This is a genomic window from Thioclava sp. F42-5 (assembly GCF_002213195.1).
In the GTDB taxonomy this organism is placed as follows: Bacteria; Pseudomonadota; Alphaproteobacteria; order Rhodobacterales; family Rhodobacteraceae; genus Thioclava; species Thioclava nitratireducens.
This window is the reverse complement of sequence record NZ_NBNZ01000001.1, coordinates 839,597-853,903: the sequence shown is the minus strand read 5'-3', so window position 1 is coordinate 853,903 and position 14,307 is coordinate 839,597. Positions and strand designations below refer to the sequence as shown.

The window sequence follows — 14,307 nt, the reverse complement described above, 5'->3', positions numbered from 1 at the left end:
GGCGGGCTTCCGGGCCCGCCTCTTTGCATGTCTGAGTGTCGCGCCATGCCTCAGGCCGCGGCAGGTTGCTCGCGAAACTCGCTCAGCACCTCGGCGGCGATCTTGAAGGACTTCTGACGCGCCTCCGCGTCGTGGATCATCCCGGTCACCATCAGCTCGTCGGGCTCGTATTGCGCGATCAGACGCGCCAGATCGTCCCGTACCTTGTCCTTGGAACCCGTGGCCGAGCAGGACAGCGCGCGCTGCACCTGAACCATCATCTGCGGCGGCACCTCGGACAGATCCTCGGTCGGGCGCGGCAGCTTGCCCGGCATCCCCGAACGAAGCCGCGCGAAGGCCAGCACCTGAGACGAGCGCAGATATCGCGCCTTCTCATCGGTGTCGGCGGCGAAGACCCCGGCGGCCATCATCGCATAGGGCTTGTCGAGATGGACCGAGGGACGGAAGCTCCTGCGATAGATGTCGAGCGCATCGCCCAGCATGTCGGGCGCGAAATGCGACGCGAAGGCGTAGGGCAGGCCGAGATAGGCGGCAAGCTGCGCGCCGTAGAGGCTCGAGCCGAGGATCCAGATCGGCACATGCGTGCCTGCGCCCGGAATGGCGCGCACCCGGAAATTCTCTGCCTCGTCGCTGAAATAGGCGAGCAGCTCCTGTACGTCTGCGGGGAACGTGTCCTCGGGCGACATGTTGCGGCGCAGGGCGCGGGCGGTGCCGCCATCGGTGCCGGGCGCGCGCCCCAGCCCGAGGTCGATCCGGTCGGGATAGAGCGTGGCCAGAGTGCCGAACTGCTCGGCGATCACCAGCGGCGCGTGGTTGGGCAGCATGATGCCGCCCGCGCCGACGCGCATCCTCTTGGTCACCGAGGCGACATGGCCGATCAGCACCGAGGTCGCGGCGCTGGCGATGCCGGGCATGTTGTGATGCTCGGCCAGCCAGAAGCGGTGATAGCCCGCGTCTTCGGCCATCCGGGCCAGGTCGGCTGTTCCCGCCAGCGCATCGGCTGCGGTCTTGCCTTCGGGCACGGGCGACAGATCGAGAAGTGAGAATTGCTGCATGGGGAACCTCCGTCGGGGCAGAGCTAGCGCGCCGCGCAGGGCTGTCCAACGCCGCGCGCGCCTGTTGATCTCCTACCTATGACCCCGCGTTCCGCTTTGCGAGGGGGCGGCGGGTCTGCATAGTGCGCAGAGCCAAGCGAGGAGGATGGACATGGCCGACCCGGTGCAGATTTCGGTAAGCGCGGAGGGCGTGGCGGAGGTGATCCTCAATCGCCCGGAAAAGAAGAACGCCTGGACCTTGGAGATGTTCGACGTGCTGGCCGGGGCGGCGCAGAGCCTGTCGCAGCAAAAGGGCCTGCGCGCGGTCATCCTGAGCGGCGCGGGCGGCTGTTTCTCGGCCGGGCTCGACCTGAGTGTGATGCAAAGCTTCGCGGCCGATCTGGCGGGGGTGAAGGCGCAGATGGCCGAACCCGATGCGCAGGGCGCGAACCGATTTCAGCGCCCGGTGACGCGATGGGCGCAGCTGCCGGTTCCGGTGATCGCCGCGATCGAGGGCGTGGCCTTCGGGGCGGGGATGCAGCTCGCGCTCGGTGCAGATTTCCGGATCGCGGCGCCGGATGCGCGGCTGTCGATCATGGAGGCGAAATGGGGGCTGATCCCCGATATGGGCATCTCGCAGAGCCTGCCGAAACTGACCCGCGCGGATATCGCGAAAGAGCTGATGATGACGGGCCGGGTGCTAGAGGCCGGTGAGGCGCAGAAGCTGGGGCTGATCACGCGCGTGGCCGAGGTCCCGCTGCAGGCGGCGCGCGACATGGCCGCCGAATTCACCCTGCGCTCCCCCGAGGCGCTGGCGGCAAGCAAGGCGCTGGTGGAGCAGGCATGGACGATGCCGCCCGGCGACGGGTTGGCGCTGGAGGCCGAGTTGCAGGCCGAGATCATCGGCGGTCCCGCGCAGATGGAAATGGTGATGGCGAACCTGCAAAAGCGCGCGCCAAATTTCTCTCAAGGATAGAATGTCAGCGAAATGTCTATAAGGTGAGGGCGTAAACGCACGAAAGGAGAGTGCCGCTCATGCCCGCAGGAGAACGCCGCATAGTCTCATCCCGCCATCTGGCCGAAGGGCCGGGCTGGGAAGCCTCGGAATTCGAATACGGGATGATCATCGCCTACAACTCCTTCGCGCGATGGATGCAGCGCTGCATGGCGGCCTCGGGGATGGAGCTTTCGCCGCTCGAAATCCTCGTGCTGCACAACACCAATCACCGCGACCGCGAAAAGCGGCTCAACGACATCACGTTCCTGCTCAATATCGAGGACACGCATACGGTCAATTATGCGCTGCGCAAGCTGTTGAAGCTGGGGCTGCTGGATTCCGAGAAGCGCGGCAAGGAAGTGTTCTACCGCACCTCGGAAAGCGGGCGCGATCTGTGCGAACGCTATCGGAAAGTGCGCGAGGAATGCCTGCTCGAGCCGATCCAGAAAGGGGGTATGGCGGGCGAAGACCTGCGTGAGATCGCCTCGGCCCTGCGTGTGCTCTCGGGCTATTACGATCAGGCGAGCCGCGCGGCCTCTTCGCTCTGAGGCCGCGCGGGTCGTTGGCTCAGTTGCCCATCAGCGAGGGCAGGTAGGTCACGATCCCCGGGACCAGCGTAATCAGCAGAACCGCCAGCAACAGCAGCCCGAAGAAAGGCAGCGCCGCGCGGGCGACCTTGAGGATGTTGTAGCCGGTCAGCCCCTGGATCACGAAGAGGTTGAAGCCCACGGGCGGGGTGATCTGGCTCATCTCGACGACCAGCACGAGGTAGATGCCGAACCACAGCGGGTCGATCCCGGCGGCTTCCACCATCGGCAGGATGATCGAGGTGGTCAGCACCACGACCGAGATCCCGTCGAGGAAGCAACCCAGCAGGATGAAGAACACGGTCAGCACTGCAAGCAGCGCGGTGGGCGACAGCCCGAAGGTGCCGATCCACGCGGCGAGGTTGCGCGGGATGCCGGTGAAGCCCATCGAAACCGACAGCACCGAGGCGCCGAGCAGGATGAAAGCGATCATCGCGCTGGTGCGGGTGGCCGAGAACAGCGCGTCCTTGAAGTCGCGCCAGCGGAAGCTGCCCGTCGCCATCGCAAGGATCACCGAGAAGACCACGCCCACGGCCGCCGCATCGGTGGGCGAGGCGACACCAGTATAGATCGAGCCGATCACGCCGCCGATCAGGATCACGATCGGGATCAGGCGACGCGAGGCCCGCAGCTTCTCGCGCAGGTTCAGGGTGATGTCCTCGCGCGGGATCGCGGCGGGGTTCATCCAGGCGCGCAGCGCGACATAGCCGCCGAACAGGCTGACCAGCATCAGCCCCGGCAGGATTCCCGCGATGAAGAGGCGCGCGATGGATTGCTCTGTCGCGACGCCATAGACGATCAGGATCACCGAGGGCGGGATCAGAAAACCCAGCGTGGCCGAGCCCGCCAGCGTGCCGAGGATCAGGCTCTCGGGATAGCCGCGGCGGGTGAGCTCGGGCACCGACATCCGCCCGATCGTGGCCGCCGTCGCCGCGGACGACCCCGAAACGGCCGCGAAGATCGCACAGCCCAGCACGTTCACATGCAGCAAGCGGCCCGGTGCGCGGCCCAGCCACGGGGCGAGGCCGGAGAACATGTCCTCGGACAGCCGCGAGCGGAGCAGGATCTCCCCCATCAGAATGAAAAGCGGCAGCGCGGCGAGCGGCCAGCTATGGCTGTTGCCCCAAAGCGTGGTCGCCATGACGAGCCCGGTCGGCGCGCCGGAGAAGAAGCTGAGCCCCGCCAGCGCCACGATCAGCAGAGACAGCGCCACCCATACGCCGCCTGCGAGCAGCACGAGAAGCAGGCCCAGAAGAATTGCGAAGGTCATCGGATCGGACATGGTTTACTCCGAAACATCATCGACGAGCACCGGGCGCTTGGCGCGGACGCTCTCGATCAGCGTATCGATGAAGGCGAGCGCCAGAAGGCCCAGCCCGACGACCATCGCACATTGCGGAATCCAGATCGGGATCGCGACGATGCCGGTGGACATATCGCCGTAATGCAGGCTCTCGAGCATCAGCGAGGTCGCGAACCACACAGCGTAGGCGCTGGCCGCGAAGCCAAGCGCGAGCGCTACGATCTCGGCGACCCATTGGCCACGGGCGGGCAGGCGGGTCAGCACGAGATTGACGCGAATATGGCTGCCGTGGCGCAGTGTGTGGGCCAGCGCCATGAAGCTTGCCGTCGCGAGGAAATAGCCCGCGAAATCGGCATAGGAGGGGATCGTGTAGGAGAGAGCGGGCCCGCCCAGACGGGCGAGCACATTCAGCCCGACCTGGGCCGTGACCAGCAGGCAGATCGCGAGGATCGAGACGGCGGCGATCCCTCCGGACAGAAGATAGACCTGATCGAGCAGGCGACGCATGGTGGATACTCCGGGGGCTTGTGTGAGGAAGAGCATCGAAAAAGGCCCTCCCGCAGTGGCGGAAGGGCCCCGGATCGAGCGGGCTCAGTTGCCCTGATAGGCCTTGAGCACCTCAAGCGCGTCGGGGCTGGCCTTTTCTTTCCAGTTCGCGAGCATCTCGTCGCCGATCTTCTTCAGACCCTGCTCCAATTCGGGGCTCGGATCGACGATCGCCATGCCGTTATCCTTCATCTCGGCGGTCTTTTCGGCGGCCTCTTTCTTCGACATCTCCCAACCGCGGGTCTGCGCGGTGGCGGCGGCATCCATCACGGCCTTCTGTTCGTCTTCGCTCAGACGGTCGAAGGCGCGCTTGTTCACCACGACGATGTTCTTGGGCAGCCAGGCGTCGATCTTGGTGTAGGTGTCGACGAAGTCCCACGCCTTGGAATTCGCGCCGGTCGAGGGCGAGGTGATCATCGCTTGCAGCTGGCCCGTCGAGAAGGCCTGCGGAATGTCGACCGCTTCGACCTGCACGGGCGCGGCCTTGGCGAGCGTCGCAAATTCTTCCAGCGCCGGGTTATAGGCGCGGAAGCGCAGCCCTGCGAGGTCGTCCACGGATTTGATCTCGCCATTGGTATAGAGCCCCTGCGCCGGCCACGGCACCGAGAACAGCGGCATCAGCCCTTGCTTGTCGAGAAGCTTGGTGATGACGGGCTTCTGCGCCTCCCAAAGCTTTTCGGCCTGATCGTAGCTGGTGGCGAGGAAAGGCTGGCTGTCGACGCCGAAAGCCAGATCTTCGTTCGAGAGCGTCGAGAGGAAGAACTCTCCGATCGGCACCTGACCCGAGCGCACGGCGTTCTTGATCTCGGAATGCGGGAAGAGCGAGCCCGCCGAATGCACCTTGATCTTCAGCTTGCCGTCGGTCGCTTTCGACACGTCCTCGGCGAAGTCGCGGATATTCACGGTGTGGAAGGTGGTGTCGCCATAGGGCGTCGGCATGTCCCAGGTCTGCGCCTGAACGGCTGTGCCCAGTCCCAGCGCAACCGCGAAGCTTGCAGCAAATCTGATCATATCTCTCTCCTGTCGGGTCGCGGCGGAATTCGTGTCCGCCTCTTTTTCATAACGTTGACAAATTGTCTGTAAAATGAAATCAAAGTCAACGATAAGTTTCAAGATCGCGACCTGACCCAGTGGAGTTGCCCTGAAATGATGCTCGAAGAAGCATTGCGGCCCGGAACGGCCCAAGCGCATAGCCCGCAGATTTTGCCGGCTGGCGGAGACGGGCTGCTCGTGCGGTTCGCGCTGGTCGCGGAGCCGCGAGCGATAGCGGCGGCGCAGAGCTTTCATCAGCGCGTGACGGAGAGCGATCTGGCCGATTTGCGCGAGGTCGTCCCCAGCCTCGTGTCGGTTCTGCTGCGTTTCGATCCGGAGGCGGTAACGCGGGCCGAGATGGCCGAGCGGCTGGAGACCCTGCTGTCCGAGGACGATTGGCTGAGTGTCGCGCCGCATCCCGCGCAGCGTGTCTGGCATTTGCCTGTCGCGTTCGGCGGCGAACACGGCCCCGATCTGGAAGAGGCGGCGAAGCTTGCGGGGCTTTCTCCGCAAGCGGCCATCGACGAAATTACCGCGACTCCGCTGAGTGTCCTCGCCATCGGCTTCGCGCCCGGTCAACCCTATCTCGGTCTGCTGCCCGAGCATTGGAATCTCGCGCGCCGCTCCGAGCTGAACCCGCGCGTGCCGAAAGGCGCGCTCTGCGTGGCGGTGCGCCAATTGGTGCTGTTCGCGAATGCCTCGCCCACTGGCTGGCATCAGATCGCGCGGACGGCCTTCGATGTGTTCCGCCCCGACCAAACCGACCCCGTGCCGCTGCATGCGGGCGACGAGGTTCGCCTCGCGCCGGTCTCCGGCACCGAGATGGACGCGCTTTTGAAAGCGGGCGATCCGATGGGCGGCGCGCGTTGCGAGGTGCGGTCATGAGCGGCGGATCGCTGATCCTGCGGAGCGTCGGGCCAAGCGTGAGCGTGCAGGACATGGGCCGCCCCGGTCGCATGGCGCAAGGCATCTCGCGCGGTGGCGCGGTCGATCCGCTCGCATTGGTCGAGGCGTCGGCGCTTCTGGGGTCGCGCAAACCGCTTCCCGCGTTGGAAATGGCGGTGAGCGGCGGGCGGTTCGAGGTTACGGCTCCGACGCGGATCGCCCTGACGGGTGCGCCGATGCAGGCGGAGCTTGACGGACGCCCCCTGCGCTGGGGCGCGAGCCACAAGATCGAACCGGGCGAGGTGCTGTCGATCGGTGCCGCGCGCGCGGGCATGTTCGGCTATCTCACCTTCGCGGGCGGGATCGAGACGCCCGAAGTGCTGGGCAGCCGCTCGGCGCATCTCGCCGCCGGGATCGGATCGGCACTGGAATCGGGCGCGCGCCTGCCGCTCGGTGCGGACCCCGAGCCCGACGCGCCGGCGATGGTTCTCACGCAGGACGACCGTTTCTCGGGCGGCACGTTGCGGATCATCCCGGGACCGCAGACGGGCCTGTTCGACGAGGCCACTTTCGCGCGGCTCAGCACGACCGAATTCACCCGCGCCCGGCAGGGCAACCGTCAGGGCGTGGCGCTCGAGAGCGATGCGCCTGCGCTGACCTCGGACAAGGCCAAGGGGCTCGCCTCGGACGTGATCTTCGAGGGCGATATTCAGATGACGGGCGCGGGCACGCCCTATGTGCTGCTCGCCGAATGCCAGACCATCGGCGGCTACCCTCGGATCGGCACCGTGCTGCCCTGCGATCTGCCGCGCATCGCCCAAGCCGCGCCGGGGACGAAACTGCGGTTCAAAGCGGTGACACTGGACGAGGCCGACGCCTTGGCCCTGCGCTGGGAGGCGCAGCTTCAGGCACAGCGGGCCAAGCTGCGCCCGTTGATCCGCGATCCGCACGACATTCATGACCTGCTCAGCTACCAATTGATCAGCGGCGTGACGGCAGGGCGCGAATTGGAGGAAGAAAATGGCTAAGATCGACCTGAACGCCGATATCGGAGAAAGCTTCGGCCCGTGGATCATGGGCAACGACGCCGCGCTCATGGAGGTCATTACCTCCGCCAATGTCGCCTGCGGTTTCCACGCGGGCGATCCGGATGTGATGGCGCAGACGATGCGCGCAGCTGTGGCCAACGATGTCGGTATCGGCGCGCATCCGGGCTTTGCGGATCTGCAGGGCTTCGGCCGTCGGCGGATCAAGCTCAGCGCCGAGGAGCTGACGAATCTGGTCACTTATCAACTGGGCGCCGCGCAGGCGATGGCCCGCGCGGCGGGTGGCGCGGTGCGGCATTTCAAGCTGCACGGGGCGCTGTCGAACATGGCCTCGGAGGATATCGAGATCGCGCGGGCCTGCTATTCCGCCGCCCTAAAAGTGCAACCCGACATCATCCTCGTCGTTCTGCCGCAGACCCCGATGGAGCAGGTTGCGCGCGAGTTGCAGGCCAATTGGGCGGGCGAGATTTTCGCCGATCGCGCCTATGAGGACGACGCTTCGCTGATGGCGCGATCGAAGCCCGGTGCGGTGCTGCATGACGCCGGAGAGGTCGGCGCGCGGATCGAGGAGATGCTGCGCAAGGGCGCGATCGTGACCGCCTCGGGCAAGGAAATCCCCTGCAAGATCGACACGGTCTGCCTGCACGGCGACGGGGCAGAGGCGCTGGCGATGGCGCGGGCACTGCGCGGGCACCTGACCGAGGCTGGCTTCGAGATCGGCCGCTTCGGGGCCTGATCGGCTCAGATCATCCGCGCGTGCAGGTTCCACAGCAGCCACAGCGTCCCGCCGCCCATCAGCAGCAAGATCAGCGTGGTGAACAGGATCAGATGCAGGTCTTCCTGCTTCTGCCCCTTCAGGCGGATATGCAGGAAGAAGCGGAAATGGACCACGATCTGCACGATCGCGGCCACGGCGGTTGTCCACCAGATCGCCACTTTCGGCAGCAGATCCCACGCCACCAGTGCGAAGATCGGCAGGGTCAGCGCCAGCGCGAGCGCATAGCCGATCAGGTAGCTGCGGGCCTCTTGGCGTCTTTCGTCATGTTCGCTCATGCCAGCCCCCCGATATAGACGATGGAGAAAATTCCGATCCAGACGATGTCGAGGAAGTGCCAGAGCACGGCGAGGCGCACCATCGACAGCTTTACCCGGTCTTCCAGACCGTAAACGAGCATCTGCCCCAGGATCGCGACGGCCCAGAGGCAGGAGAACGTGACGTGCAGCCCATGCAGCGGCACCAGCGCGAAGAAGGACGACAGGAATCCGCTGCGCTGAGGTGTGCCGCCTTCCGAGAACATCTTCAGGAAGTCGTGGATCTCGAAGCCCACGAAGGTCAGCGCGAGCGCCATCGCGATCAGCAACCACAGCACCATCTTCACCGGGCGCGGCTCGTGCTTGAGTGCGAGATGCGAAAAGCCGATCGCGACCGATGACGCCAGCAGCAGCATCGTCTCGATGAAGATCGACTTCAGCTCGAACAGTTCCTGCGGGCCGGGGCCGCCATTCGTGTTGGGCCGCATCACCACATAGGTCGCCATCAGCAGGCCGAACAGGATCGCATCGGACATCATGAAGACCCAGAAGCCGAAGACTTCGGTTTCGGCTTGGTCGTCGGCGCTCTGGTGCTTGGAACCGAGGTTGAGGCCGGGATGACGGGTGGTCTGGCTCATCGCGTGGCCTCCTGCGACATCGGTATGGCGTGGCCGCGGTTGTCGCGGGTGTATTCGGACGTGCGGGGCACGCGCGGCGTGCGGGCGGCCAGTTCGCGGAAGACGCGCCATTCCTTGCGGACTTCCTCGGCAGGGACGCGCTTCTCGGTGTCGCGCCGGAAGCCCTGAGCGATGATCACCAGCGGCACCAGCGCCGCAAGCGGCAGAACCGCCCACCACATGTACCATGTCAGCGTGAAGGCCAGCGCCGTGCCGAGCGCCCCGATCACCGGGCCGAACGCGGCGTTCTTCGGCAGCCAGATATCCTCAAACCCGTCCTCGGGCGGGCCGAGATCATGACCCGAGGCTTTCAGCGTCGCAAAGGCGTCGCGGCCCTCGACACGGGGCAGGGCGGGGAAGTTCCATTCCGGCGCGGGGGCGGGGATGCCCCATTCGAGCGAGCGCCCGTCCCACGGATCGCCTACCGGCACGGCCAGCCGCTTGCGATCGCGCACCGAAACCCAGAGTTGCACGATCAGCGCGAGGAATCCGGCGAGGATCAGGACCGCGCCGCCCAACGCGATGATCGTCCATGGCAGCCACTGCCCGGAGAAATAGCCCGACATCCGCCGCGGCATTCCCATCAGCCCCAGTACGTAGAGCGGGAAGAACGCGGCCATGAAGCCGAGTATCCAGCACCACGCGGCGCGGTAGCCCCATTTCTCGTCGAGCCGGAACCCGAAGGCCTTGGGAAACCACATCGTGTAGCCCGCGATCATTCCGTAAAGCAGTCCGGGGATCAGCATGTTGTGGAAATGCGCCACGAGGAACAGCGTGTTGTGCACTTGGTAGTCGACCGACGGGTTCGCCAGAATGATGCCCGACAGCCCGCCGATGGTGAACAGGAACAGGAAGGCGATGGCGTAGAGCATCGGCACCGAGATGCGCACCCGCCCGCGAAACATCGTCAGCATCCAGTCGTAGATCTTGACCCCTGTGGGCACCCCGATCGTCATCGTGGCAATGCCGAAGGCGGCATTCAGATTGGCGCTCTGGCCCATCGTGAAGAAATGGTGGACCCAAACGGTGAAGCTCAGCACCGCGATTGCCATCGTCGCGATCACCAGTGCGGTGTAGCCGTAGAGCGTCTTGCCCGAGAAGGTCGAGAATACCTCCGACCAGACGCCGAACGCGGGCAGGATGAGGATATAGACCTCCGGATGGCCGAACAGCCAGAACAGGTTGGCGTAGTTCATCATGTTGCCGCCACCCCCATTGGTGAAGAAGTGGAAGCCCATGTAGCGATCCAGCGCGAGCAGCGCCGTCGCGATGGTCAGCGGCGGCATCGCGAAGATCATCAGGATCGAGGTGCAGAGCGACGTCCAGGTGAACAGCGGCATCCGCATAAGCTTCATGCCGGGGCAGCGCTTCTTGTAGATCGTCACGGCGAAATTCAGCCCCGTGAAAGTCGACCCGATCGACGACAGCGTCACCGCCCAGATCCAGTAATCCGGCCCCGCGCCGGGGTTGTAGGCGGCTTCCGTATAGGGCGGGTAACCGGACCAGCCGCCGGTCGAGAAGGGCTCCAGCACCAGCGAGATCATCAGGATCAGGCCGCCCGCGATCGTCAGCATCAGCGAGACCGAATTCAGCACCGGGAAGGCCACATCGCGCGCGCCGATCTGCAACGGCATCACGAAATTGATCATGCCGGTCAGGAAGGGCATCGCCATGAAGAAGATCATGATCGTGCCATGGGTGGTGAAGAGCTGCGCGAAATGGTCGGGCATCACGATCCCACCGCCGTCATGGCCCACCACCTGCTGGCTGCGCATCACGAAGGCTTCGGCCAGCGCCCGCGCCAGCATCACGAAGGAGAAGACGATATACATGATGCCGATCTTCTTGTGATCGACCGAAGTCAGCCACTCGCTCCAGAGCGGTCGCCACCATCCTTTCACCGTGATCAAGATAACCACGACGACGAAGCCCAGCACCGCCATGCCCGCAGCGGCAGTGCCAGTGATGCCGGAGAGCAACTCGGTCCTGCCATCGGCGCGCACGATCTCGGTGACCGGCAGCGCGTCCAGCGTCAGGCGTCCGAAGGGGAAACCCCAGATGCTGCTCCATGTGTTCATTGTTGCGTCTCCTTCAGGCCGGCGATCTCGTCGAACATTCCGCTCGGCGCGGTCGAGAACAGGATCGGCTGCTCGGTAGGCTGGTCGAGCGCGCGGGCCAGTTCGACCTTGTTGCTTTTTTCCTCCAGCGCTGCGCGTGCCTTGTTGTCGAGAGGCAGGCCGCGCGCCTTCGCCGCCTTCACCCAGCGCGCGAATACCTCGTCGTTCATGGCGCTCGCCTTGAAATTCTGCGTGTAGAACCCTTCGCCGTTAAACTGCGTGTTGCGGCCCTCGAAGGTGCCGGGGCCGTCGGCGGCCAGATGCAGCTTCGTCTGCATCCCCTTCATCGCGTAGATCTGGCTGCCCAGCCGCGGGATCATGAAGCTCTGCATCACCGTGTCGGAGGTCAGATGCAGCTCGAGCGGGCGCGAGGCAGGGAAGGCCAGCTCGCCCACGCTCGCCACGCCTTCTTCGGGATAGAGGAATAGCCATTTCCAGTCATAGGCGACCACATCGACGACCAGCGGCTTGCCTGCCTTGCCCGCCACCGGGTTGTAAGGATCGAGCGTGTGGGTCCGCTGCCACAGATAAACGGCAAGCATCAGCACGACCAGGATCGGCACGCCCCAGGCCAGAATTTCGAACACCGTGGCGAACGACCAGTCGGGGCGGTATTCGCCCTTCGAGCGTCCGTAGCGGTAGCGCCGGATCAACCACGGGGTCGCCGCGAAAACCGGGATCACGACGATCGCCATGAGGATCAGGATGATCTTCAGATGAGTAACCTGAGCGGAGGCGATCGGCCCGGCCGGGTCGAGAAAACTCTCTGCTCGCGCCTCTCCCGCGCCGGTCCAGCCCCAGCCCATCCAGACGGCCAAGACCGCTCCGGAAAGGAGGGGGGCTCTGCGGATCGAGGCGGCAAGGGACATGGCAAACTCGCGTGCACAAGGGGGTGTGCGGAAACGGTAGACCGACCTCCTCGTCGGACAAGTTCGGCTGCCCAACACGTTTTTTTCACGGAACCATGCGGGCCGCTCCACGTTATGCGCGTTTCTTGGTCCTGCGAGGCTGTGTGTCATTGGCTGCGCCTCATCTCGTTCGGGCACAGGTCGTGGCGCATCGCCCAATCGAGAAGCGCGCCGTCGAACCGCTCGGGAGCGACCTCCTCCAGCCCGGGGATTTCATGCAGGATGATCCGGAGCGCGCGGCGCTGTGTCTCTGTCAGGCGTGCGTCTCTCCAGAGGCGGTAGATCCCGCGCGGCAGTCTCCGCTGCGGCCGCGCGGTGCTGTAGAATAGGGCGAAGGGAATGGATTTCACCTGTGCGACGTAGCTGGAAAATTGCGGCAGGAACTGCCCGGTGAACTCGTCGGAGCCCGGGGGAAATACCTCAGCCAGCGCCATCACCGCGCGGCCCTGCGCTGCCGCCTGCGTGGTGGAGAAGACAAAGCTCACCGCCAGCGTAAGCACCAGCATTCCCGTCACCCCGGTGATGACAGAGATCAGCGACCAGCCGGTGCCCGCGGGGTTGGCGTAGCCGCCGCCCAGCGTCGAAAGAAGGTGCCCGGCGTAGGAGAGGCTGTCGGCGAAGCTCGCCGCAGGCAGGCCCTTTGTCGTTTCGAGCGATCGGCTCGCTGCGAAGAAGATCAGGCTCCAGCCAAAGGCGACCGCAGCGATCCAGACCGCGCCCAGCCACGCCATCGTCACCGGTCCGCAAATCCGATGCGCGATCCGCGTGTGACCAATCGTGCGCATCCGCGCGAAGCCGAACCGCGCGACGGCACGCGAGAGCGCCCCGGACTGTCCTGCGCCCAACGCGCACAGAAGGATATCCCAAAGTGAAATCGCGACGAGGGCGGCGCCGAGGAGGATCAGGAAAGTGGTCAAGGAAAGCTCCGGAGGGATGGAAAGGAAAGATGGTCAGGCGGTCTCGGGTCTGACGAGCGGCAGGTAATGGCGCCGCGTCATTAGCATCAGGACCGCGAGCAGAGGCGTCGCGAGCGCGAGCCCGAGAATGCCGAAGAAGCTGCCCATCAGCAGTTGGAACGCGATCACCAGCGCCGGCGGCAGCGACATCGCCCTCTCCTGGATCTGCGGTGTGACGACATTGCTCTCGAGCGCCTGAACGCCGAGATAGAGCAGCACGACCCAAAGCATCGTGATCGGACTCACCGTCAGACCCATCGCCATGGCGGGGATCGCTGACAGGACCGGGCCGATATTGGGAATGAAGGTCAGAAGCCCTGCGAGGATCGCGAGGATCGCGGCCAGCGGCACGTTCAGCGCCCAAAGGCCGATGAAGGTCAGCACGCCGATCACCGTCATCGAAATCATCTGCGCGAAGAGCCAGCCAGACAGGGCCGCCCAGCCGGTCGCGAAACTCGCGACGATCCAGTCGCGGTCAGAGGCCGGAAAGAGCGCGGCGATCCCGCGCCGATACAACTGCGGCTCCACCGCGCCGTAGACACCGATGAAGGTTATCAGCAACGCGTTCCCGAGCATGCCAATCGACACCATCACGGTCGTCGCGGCCCCTTCGCCGGACGGCGCCATCGCGCCCAGATCGATCGAGCGCGTGAAGGAATGCAGCCAGCCATGCGAGTCGATGAATTGCTGTGCCTGCTTTCGTGCCTCGGGCAGGGCGCTCAGCAACTGGTCGAGCTGGTCTGACAGCCCCTGCGCTGCATATACGAAGAACAGCACCCCAAGCCCGATCAGCAGCAGCGCGTAGATCAGGAGCCCCCAGCCTTCGCCAATACGCAGCCTGCGCGCGATCGCGTTCCCGCCCATGCGCAGAAAAACCGCGATGAGCAGCCCGGCGAAGATCAGCAGCAGGATATGGGGAGCGATCAGGACCAGCAGAAGGAAAATCGCGATCGGCAGCCAGAAGGCGATCCGCTCGCGCGTGACCCATGCGCGCAGCCCCCGCGGCGCCGGACGCGCGTCTTCTGTGCGGGGTTGAGCCGGGTGTGACATGTCGCTCTCCGTGGCAGGTTTCGCTTGTTGAAAAGCCAACCAGTCGCCTCCGTCGAGGTTCCGTGCGCGCGACACTGCGGAAGTGAATTGTCATCCCGCTTTGGCGTCCCCTCGTACGCGCGCGAAGCAAGCTGTTT

General features: G+C 65.0%; 15 protein-coding genes. 5 read left to right on the top strand and 10 right to left on the bottom strand.

From position 1 onward, the window contains the following. Nucleotides 1-50: 50 nt before the first annotated feature. Entirely contained in the window at nucleotides 51-1,055 is a 1,005-nt protein-coding gene (locus B6V74_RS03845; protein ID WP_088721992.1) for an LLM class flavin-dependent oxidoreductase, read from the bottom strand. Nucleotides 1,056-1,206: 151 nt separating this feature from the next. Between B6V74_RS03845 and B6V74_RS03840 the strand changes: the two genes are divergently transcribed. After that, nucleotides 1,207-2,010, top strand: a complete 804-nt coding sequence (locus tag B6V74_RS03840; RefSeq protein ID WP_088721991.1) for a crotonase/enoyl-CoA hydratase family protein — start codon at nucleotides 1,207-1,209, stop codon at nucleotides 2,008-2,010. Between the two features lie 59 nt (nucleotides 2,011-2,069). Further along, nucleotides 2,070-2,579, top strand: a complete 510-nt coding sequence (locus B6V74_RS03835) for a winged helix DNA-binding protein (RefSeq protein WP_088719151.1) — start codon at nucleotides 2,070-2,072, stop codon at nucleotides 2,577-2,579. A 19-nt stretch (nucleotides 2,580-2,598) separates the two neighbouring features. On the opposite strand, the gene B6V74_RS03830 is transcribed toward B6V74_RS03835, so the two are convergent. The 3 genes from B6V74_RS03830 to B6V74_RS03820 all read right to left on the bottom strand — a co-directional run bounded on the left by B6V74_RS03830 (nucleotide 2,599) and on the right by B6V74_RS03820 (nucleotide 5,478). Next, on the bottom strand, nucleotides 2,599-3,900 hold the full coding sequence (locus B6V74_RS03830) for a TRAP transporter large permease subunit (protein WP_088721990.1): 1,302 nt from the start codon (nucleotides 3,898-3,900) through the stop codon (nucleotides 2,599-2,601). 3 nt (nucleotides 3,901-3,903) lie between these two features. After that, entirely contained in the window at nucleotides 3,904-4,428 is a 525-nt protein-coding gene (locus B6V74_RS03825; protein ID WP_088721989.1) for a TRAP transporter small permease, read from the bottom strand. 84 nt (nucleotides 4,429-4,512) lie between these two features. Then, complete coding sequence (locus tag B6V74_RS03820; RefSeq protein WP_088721988.1) at nucleotides 4,513-5,478, bottom strand: TRAP transporter substrate-binding protein; 966 nt, start codon at nucleotides 5,476-5,478, stop codon at nucleotides 4,513-4,515. 135 nt (nucleotides 5,479-5,613) lie between these two features. Here B6V74_RS03820 and B6V74_RS03815 point away from each other — a divergent pair, with 135 nt between their 5' ends. The 3 genes from B6V74_RS03815 to B6V74_RS03805 are packed head-to-tail and all read left to right on the top strand — an operon-like array spanning nucleotide 5,614 to nucleotide 8,166. Further along, nucleotides 5,614-6,384, top strand: coding sequence for an allophanate hydrolase subunit 1 (locus tag B6V74_RS03815; RefSeq protein ID WP_088721987.1), 771 nt, complete (start codon nucleotides 5,614-5,616; stop codon nucleotides 6,382-6,384). Next, nucleotides 6,381-7,412, top strand: coding sequence for a biotin-dependent carboxyltransferase family protein (locus B6V74_RS03810; RefSeq protein ID WP_088721986.1), 1,032 nt, complete (start codon nucleotides 6,381-6,383; stop codon nucleotides 7,410-7,412). The genes B6V74_RS03815 and B6V74_RS03810 overlap by 4 nt, the downstream gene beginning before the upstream one ends. After that, nucleotides 7,405-8,166: a 5-oxoprolinase subunit PxpA gene (locus B6V74_RS03805; protein ID WP_088719147.1), complete on the top strand. Its 762-nt coding sequence runs from the start codon at nucleotides 7,405-7,407 to the stop codon at nucleotides 8,164-8,166. The genes B6V74_RS03810 and B6V74_RS03805 overlap by 8 nt, the downstream gene beginning before the upstream one ends. 5 nt (nucleotides 8,167-8,171) lie before the next feature. Here the strand turns inward: B6V74_RS03805 and B6V74_RS03800 are convergent, their stop codons facing one another. From B6V74_RS03800 to B6V74_RS03775, 6 genes are all read right to left on the bottom strand, one after another. Then, entirely contained in the window at nucleotides 8,172-8,483 is a 312-nt protein-coding gene (locus B6V74_RS03800; RefSeq protein ID WP_075776304.1) for a cytochrome C oxidase subunit IV family protein, read from the bottom strand. After that, the gene (locus B6V74_RS03795; RefSeq protein ID WP_088721985.1) at nucleotides 8,480-9,100 is read right to left on the bottom strand and encodes a cytochrome c oxidase subunit 3; all 621 of its coding nucleotides are present in this window, start codon (nucleotides 9,098-9,100) and stop codon (nucleotides 8,480-8,482) included. Before B6V74_RS03795 ends, B6V74_RS03800 begins: the two co-directional genes overlap by 4 nt. Beyond that, on the bottom strand, nucleotides 9,097-11,217 hold the full coding sequence (locus B6V74_RS03790) for a cbb3-type cytochrome c oxidase subunit I (RefSeq protein ID WP_088721984.1): 2,121 nt from the start codon (nucleotides 11,215-11,217) through the stop codon (nucleotides 9,097-9,099). Before B6V74_RS03790 ends, B6V74_RS03795 begins: the two co-directional genes overlap by 4 nt. Continuing rightward, nucleotides 11,214-12,074 (bottom strand): cytochrome ubiquinol oxidase subunit II, encoded by an 861-nt coding sequence (locus B6V74_RS03785; protein WP_088721983.1) that lies wholly within the window; start codon nucleotides 12,072-12,074, stop codon nucleotides 11,214-11,216. The genes B6V74_RS03790 and B6V74_RS03785 overlap by 4 nt, the downstream gene beginning before the upstream one ends. Before the next feature lie 197 nt (nucleotides 12,075-12,271). Continuing rightward, nucleotides 12,272-13,081, bottom strand: coding sequence for a hypothetical protein (locus B6V74_RS03780; RefSeq protein WP_077701143.1), 810 nt, complete (start codon nucleotides 13,079-13,081; stop codon nucleotides 12,272-12,274). A 33-nt stretch (nucleotides 13,082-13,114) separates the two neighbouring features. Beyond that, nucleotides 13,115-14,170, bottom strand: a complete 1,056-nt coding sequence (locus tag B6V74_RS03775; protein ID WP_088721982.1) for an AI-2E family transporter — start codon at nucleotides 14,168-14,170, stop codon at nucleotides 13,115-13,117. Between the last annotated feature and the right edge of the window lie 137 nt (nucleotides 14,171-14,307).

Bases quoted from the DNA above. Each gene is read 5' to 3' on its own strand.
- B6V74_RS03800 (WP_075776304.1), bottom strand. From the start codon at position 8,483: ATGAGCGAACATGACGAAAGACGCCAAGAGGCCCGCAGCTACCTGATC.
- B6V74_RS03790 (WP_088721984.1), bottom strand. From the start codon at position 11,217: ATGAACACATGGAGCAGCATCTGGGGTTTCCCCTTCGGACGCCTGACG.
- B6V74_RS03845 (WP_088721992.1), bottom strand. From the start codon at position 1,055: ATGCAGCAATTCTCACTTCTCGATCTGTCGCCCGTGCCCGAAGGCAAG.
- B6V74_RS03835 (WP_088719151.1), top strand. From the start codon at position 2,070: ATGCCCGCAGGAGAACGCCGCATAGTCTCATCCCGCCATCTGGCCGAA.
- B6V74_RS03805 (WP_088719147.1), top strand. From the start codon at position 7,405: ATGGCTAAGATCGACCTGAACGCCGATATCGGAGAAAGCTTCGGCCCG.
- B6V74_RS03815 (WP_088721987.1), top strand. From the start codon at position 5,614: ATGATGCTCGAAGAAGCATTGCGGCCCGGAACGGCCCAAGCGCATAGC.
- B6V74_RS03820 (WP_088721988.1), bottom strand. From the start codon at position 5,478: ATGATCAGATTTGCTGCAAGCTTCGCGGTTGCGCTGGGACTGGGCACA.
- B6V74_RS03810 (WP_088721986.1), top strand. From the start codon at position 6,381: ATGAGCGGCGGATCGCTGATCCTGCGGAGCGTCGGGCCAAGCGTGAGC.
- B6V74_RS03830 (WP_088721990.1), bottom strand. From the start codon at position 3,900: ATGTCCGATCCGATGACCTTCGCAATTCTTCTGGGCCTGCTTCTCGTG.
- B6V74_RS03775 (WP_088721982.1), bottom strand. From the start codon at position 14,170: ATGTCACACCCGGCTCAACCCCGCACAGAAGACGCGCGTCCGGCGCCG.
- B6V74_RS03825 (WP_088721989.1), bottom strand. From the start codon at position 4,428: ATGCGTCGCCTGCTCGATCAGGTCTATCTTCTGTCCGGAGGGATCGCC.
- B6V74_RS03795 (WP_088721985.1), bottom strand. From the start codon at position 9,100: ATGAGCCAGACCACCCGTCATCCCGGCCTCAACCTCGGTTCCAAGCAC.
- B6V74_RS03840 (WP_088721991.1), top strand. From the start codon at position 1,207: ATGGCCGACCCGGTGCAGATTTCGGTAAGCGCGGAGGGCGTGGCGGAG.